This is a genomic window from Gammaproteobacteria bacterium (assembly GCA_016765075.1).
Classification (GTDB): domain Bacteria; phylum Pseudomonadota; class Gammaproteobacteria.
Map to the genome: position 1 here is coordinate 1 of JAESQP010000143.1, position 5092 is coordinate 5092.

General features: G+C 46.6%; 4 protein-coding genes. All 4 read right to left on the reverse strand.

The features are described 5' to 3' along the window. Positions 1 to 444: 444 nt before the first annotated feature. Positions 445 to 1635: a UbiH/UbiF/VisC/COQ6 family ubiquinone biosynthesis hydroxylase gene (locus JKY90_08705; protein MBL4852336.1), complete on the reverse strand. Its 1191-nt coding sequence runs from the start codon at positions 1633 to 1635 to the stop codon at positions 445 to 447. Positions 1636 to 1821: 186 nt separating this feature from the next. Next, a complete protein-coding gene (gene ubiH, locus JKY90_08710; GenBank protein ID MBL4852337.1) occupies positions 1822 to 3075 on the reverse strand; it encodes a 2-octaprenyl-6-methoxyphenyl hydroxylase in 1254 nt (417 codons plus the stop codon). Beyond that, entirely contained in the window at positions 3075 to 4382 is a 1308-nt protein-coding gene (pepP, locus tag JKY90_08715) for a Xaa-Pro aminopeptidase (protein ID MBL4852338.1), read from the reverse strand. The genes ubiH and pepP overlap by 1 nt, the downstream gene beginning before the upstream one ends. A gap of 156 nt (positions 4383 to 4538) precedes the next feature. Beyond that, entirely contained in the window at positions 4539 to 5012 is a 474-nt protein-coding gene (locus tag JKY90_08720; protein ID MBL4852339.1) for a UPF0149 family protein, read from the reverse strand. Positions 5013 to 5092: the final 80 nt, after the last annotated feature.

Sequence of the window (5092 nt, forward strand, 5' to 3'; positions counted from 1 at the left end):
TCAGGCATTCGAGACTACGCAAAGGTCCGCCCAGTGTAGCCGGCCTGGCGATGACGATGACAAGTCGCGCTGGTGCTGAGTCTAAGGCTCCGAAAGGGGCCTTTGTCATTTCTACGATTTATAAAATTTCTAATGTTATTAGAACTGCCGCTGATGCTAGGCGTTAGCTTTATTTAAAATTAACTCTAATATATTCATTTGCTTCTTTAGCTGATAATTTTATACACGCTGGATCAGTGCGAATATAAAAATCACCATCAAGATAAGCTGTGCCATTCGGGACAGTATACCTATTTATGGGAATTCCCCAATTCCAAGGACAGTATACCTATTTAGGTATTAGCTCGGCGTTTCAGAGTCACAAGCCGCAAACAGAAAAATCGTGGCTGTAGCCAAGGCCAAATGACTGAAATAGAACGATTTGGTTTGCATAGGTTTTCTTCTTTATTTGCCCGCTGCCAAGCGCATAAATAATGACGTAGTTTTTGGCATGGCATTGACTGTGGCGAAGCCAGTGTTTCTCGCCCAGTTAAGCAGATCGTTGTTATTGCTGAAAAGTTTGTTGAGCCCATCGGTGGCGGTGAGCATGGCGAGGTTGCTGGTTTTGCGGGCGCGTTGATACTTCTTTAGTGTTTGTTCACGGCCGATGTCACGTTTGTTTTCCAACGCGGTGTTAATAATTTCAGCAAGACAAGCGGCATCGAGCAGACCTAGGTTGACGCCTTGTCCAGCCAAGGGGTGGATGCTGTGGGCAGCATCGCCGATCAAGGCAATGCGTGGTGCGACGTAATTGTTGGCGTGTTGTGCTTTAAGTGGAAACGCGGCACGTTCGCTGTCTAGCGTAATTTGGCCGAGTTCATTTTGCAAGGCAGTGGTCATTTCTGACGCAAAGGTTTCTTTATCCATTGCCATAAGTTCATTGGCGTAAGCATCTTGCGCTGACCAGACGATACTGCAACGACCATCGGCTAAAGGCAGCAAGGCCAGTGGCCCAGTGGCTAAAAAACGTTGCCAGCCACATTGTTGATGTGACTTTTCGGTTTTGACATTGGCGATGATAGCTTGTTGTTGGTAGCTCCAGCTGTTTGTGCTGATATTGCTAAGGTCACGTACTTTGCTGCGTGCACCATCGGCACCAACAATAAGTTTTGTTGTAATGGTTTTTTTGTCACTAGTGGTGATGGTTGCTTTGTCTTTTTCTATGGTGAGTGTTGCTAGTGATATACCCAGCTTTAATTCTACTGAACGTCGATAAGCCAGTGCTTGATGCAGCGCTTGTTGGACACGACGGTTTTCGACGATATGACCGAGGTAGGCTTCGCCTGTGTCAGCACTATCAAAGCTGAGTTTATTATTGGCGTCTTCATTCCATACGTGTAGTGCCCGAAACGGGCTAGGCCGGTCTTTGATTAGGTTTTGCCAGATACCAAGTTTCTCAAATAGTTCGCTGGATGTGCTGGTGAGTGCGGAAACTCTTAGGTCATGAGTATCGTCATAGGAATTATTGGGCCAATCCGGTTCGGGTTTAAAGCCATCAATAACGAGCAGTTTTAAGCTGCTATCAGCTAAGGCGCAAGCTAGTGTTGAGCCAACAATATTGGCGCCTACAATAATCATGTCGTAGTCGTGTTGCATGGTTAATTTAAGGAGCCTCTGGCTTATTCTGGACGAAGTAGATTGTGCCTGAAATATTCAGATTCAAGGCGCAAATTGCAGGCAATAGTGGAGCTATTGTCAAGATTTGCGCCCCGCAGGAAGTGCCCTTGGGGTGCAACGTAGGAGCTGGGTATTTCAGGCATAAGATACGAGTTCATGAATAAGTCAGCGGCTCCTCAATGGTATGCCGCGTGCAAGTCGAGGTTGTTTGCCTGCAATGCCCATGGTTTGCCGTGCGAGTAATTTTTTGACAGGTGGCAGTAGATCGACGCCGACTAAACCGATATTACGCAATAGCTTGACTGATGTCAGTGGATTGCTAAAAACACTAACCAGTGTTTCGGTGAAGCCGATAACGCGTTGTTGATCGCTTTGTCGCCATTGTTGAAATGTTTGTAAACTTGTTTCATTGCCAATATCAATATTTTTAGCTAAGGCATCATTAATTGTTTCAGCGAGCACAGCAATGTCTCTAACGCCTAAATTAAAACCTTGCCCCGCAACGGGGTGCAAACTGTGTGCGGCGTTACCGATTAATACGGCACGTTTAGCGAGGGTTTTCTCTGCCTTGGTTAAGGCCAAGGGGTAAGAGCTGCGTTTGCCTGTTTTAATTAGTTTGCCCAAGCGATCACCAAAACGTTCGGATAGACGTTTTAAAAATACATCGTCGCCAAGGTTTAAAATCTCTTCAACTTCGTGATGCCATACGGTATAGACCAAGGCACAACGTTGTTCGCTTATAGGTAGCAGGGCTAATGGACCGCTATCGGTGAAACGCTCATAGGCAGTATTATGATGAGGTTTTTCTGGTGTGATATTGGCAACAATGGCGGTTTGGCCGTGATCGTGCCTTTGCGTAGCGATGCCTAATAGTTCGCGTGTTTTAGACTTCGCGCCGTCTGCACCGATGACTAATGAGCAACTGAATGTTTTATGATTGTTATCTTGCTCTATGGTGACCTTGGCCTGTTCATCGGTGATATCCAAGGCAGTGATGCGTGCGGGACAGATGAGTTCGACGTTAGCCAGGTTTTGTAGACGCTGTTTAAAGGCTGCGCCGATAGCGCGAGTTTGTGCGACATAACCGAGGGCTTCGACACCGTGATCTTTGGCACGGAGTCGTGCAGCACCAAAATGACCACGATTGCTAATGGCGATAGATTCGATGGGTGTTGCCGCCTTAATAATGTCGGGCCATAAATCAAGCGTGTTAAATATTCGATAGCTGGCTTGTGATAAGGCGATATTACGATCGTCGTAGCTAGGTTGCGCCGCGTCACCAAAGGCAATGGCTTCGATAATGGCAATACGTAGTTTATTGCCGTTAGATTTAAGATCCCCCAAGGCGCAGGCAAGCCCGGCACCGACAAGGCCGCCGCCGACAATAATAATGTCGTAATCGAATTTTTCCTTAACCATTAAGCGGCCTGCATAATGGCTTCGATATTGTCGGCATGTTTGGGTGCGCCAGCACTCAACACTTTGTTGCCTGTGCGCGTGACAACAATATCGTCTTCAATACGAATACCAATGCCGCGCCAACGTTTGGCGACTTTTTTACAATCAGCTGATATGTATAAGCCTGGCTCCACTGTCAGCACCATACCAGGGCGAAGTTTTAGCCATTGTTGGCCTTGTTTGTAAGGCCCCACATCATGTACATCCATGCCTAACCAATGGCCGGTTCGGTGCATATAAAAATCTTTATAGGCATTGTCTTTGATCAATTGTTTGTAATCGCCTTTTAATAAACCGAGTTTGATGAGGCCTTTGGTGAGCACGCGCACGGCGGTGTCATGGTGCACGTTATAGCGCGCGCCAGGTTGCACTTTTTTAATCGCTGCAAGCTGTGCGTCTAATACCAGGTCATACAATGCGCGCTGCTCTGCGCTAAAACGGCCATTGACTGGAAAGGTGCGAGTAATATCGGAGGCGTAGTTAGCGTATTCAGCGCCAGCATCAATTAATAATAAATCGCCATCATTCAATACTGAATTATTCTCGGTGTAGTGCAATATGCAGGCATTTTTTCCGCCAGCAACGATGGATGGGTAGGCGTGTGAGTGACTGCCATGTTTCATAAAACAATGGGTTAATTCAGCATTGATTTCATATTCATTCATGCCGGGTTTGCACTGCTGCATCGCTTGAATATGTGCTTCAGAGGCAATGTTGGCCGCCCGTTGCATGAGCTTAATTTCAGCATTGGATTTAACCAAACGCATTTGATGAATAATATGCGCCAGCGAAATAAATTGTGAGGGTTCATTAGCACCGCTGCGTGATTGATTACGTAAGGTTTCGGCTTTTTGCGTCAGCAGTTGATCAAATTCATGGTCTTGACCCAGGGTATAAAAGATACGCTCAATACCCCCCATCCATTCACCAAGCTTGTCGTGCAGGGTGTCAATGTCATAGGCTTCGTCAGCGCCAAATTGGTCTATTGCACCTTCAGGGCCATAACGATGGCCGTTCCAGATTTCGAGCGCGCGATCACGTTGCCGGCAAAATAATATGAAGAGCGATTTTGATTTTTCACGTAATAACACCATGACAGATTCAGGTTCGCTAAATCCTGTCAAATAATAGAAATCACTATCAGGTCGAAATGGATAATGAACGTCACGATTGCGAATTTTTTCCGTCGCAGTAGGCAAAATAGCCATGCTATTTGGACCCATTTGTTTAAGTAGTCGCTGGCGGCGTTTACTGAATTCGCTTGTCATAAGTAGGGGTGCTCTATTAAAGAGTGGCTCTGATTTATTCTAGAAGGACTACGAGGGTACGCACCAGCCGGCAATGTTTTAGGTGACGCAGAAGTATCCTCGGGGCACGTAACTGAATATTTTAGACATAAGGTATGACGCTTGCCAGAGACTCCTTCAATGTAAGGTATCTTTGGGCTGCTTATTATTTTCATCGGCCAGGGTAAAGGTGCCGACACGCAAGTATTCGACCAGTTCCATATAGGCAGACTCTTCGTCTTCACCTTCTTCAAATTGTTCTGCAAGTTGCGCAATGGCGCTAAAGTCTTCAACGATTTCACGGCTGGATTCTGAAAGCGCGTCGAGGGTTTTTAGGCCGCTTACGCTGAGGCCAAAAAGAAATCCTTGGCACCAAAGGCTGAGTGCTTGTGTGCGTGAAGCAATAGACTCACTGTCTGCTGGCAATAATGGGCTAAAATCGTAGTTCATATCACTCAGTTGGGTGCGTGTGTGACGGTGTAATGTGGCCAGTTCGGCGATGGCGGCGGCATGTGTTGAGTTAGTGTGTTGTGTTGTCTGATTTTTAGCTAAAAACTGTGTAAATAATTCACTTGGTGATTTATGCCCCAGAGCCTGCCCCGTGCTTGACACGGGGGCACCCTCTACTGAAACCCCTTCGGGCTTCCTGCACTCATGTCTGCCTTCGGCATTCACCTTGTCATCCAGGCCAA

Bases quoted from the DNA above. Each gene is read 5' to 3' on its own strand.
- ubiH (MBL4852337.1), bottom strand. From the start codon at position 3,075: ATGGTTAAGGAAAAATTCGATTACGACATTATTATTGTCGGCGGCGGC.
- JKY90_08705 (MBL4852336.1), bottom strand. From the start codon at position 1,635: ATGCAACACGACTACGACATGATTATTGTAGGCGCCAATATTGTTGGC.
- pepP (MBL4852338.1), bottom strand. From the start codon at position 4,382: ATGACAAGCGAATTCAGTAAACGCCGCCAGCGACTACTTAAACAAATG.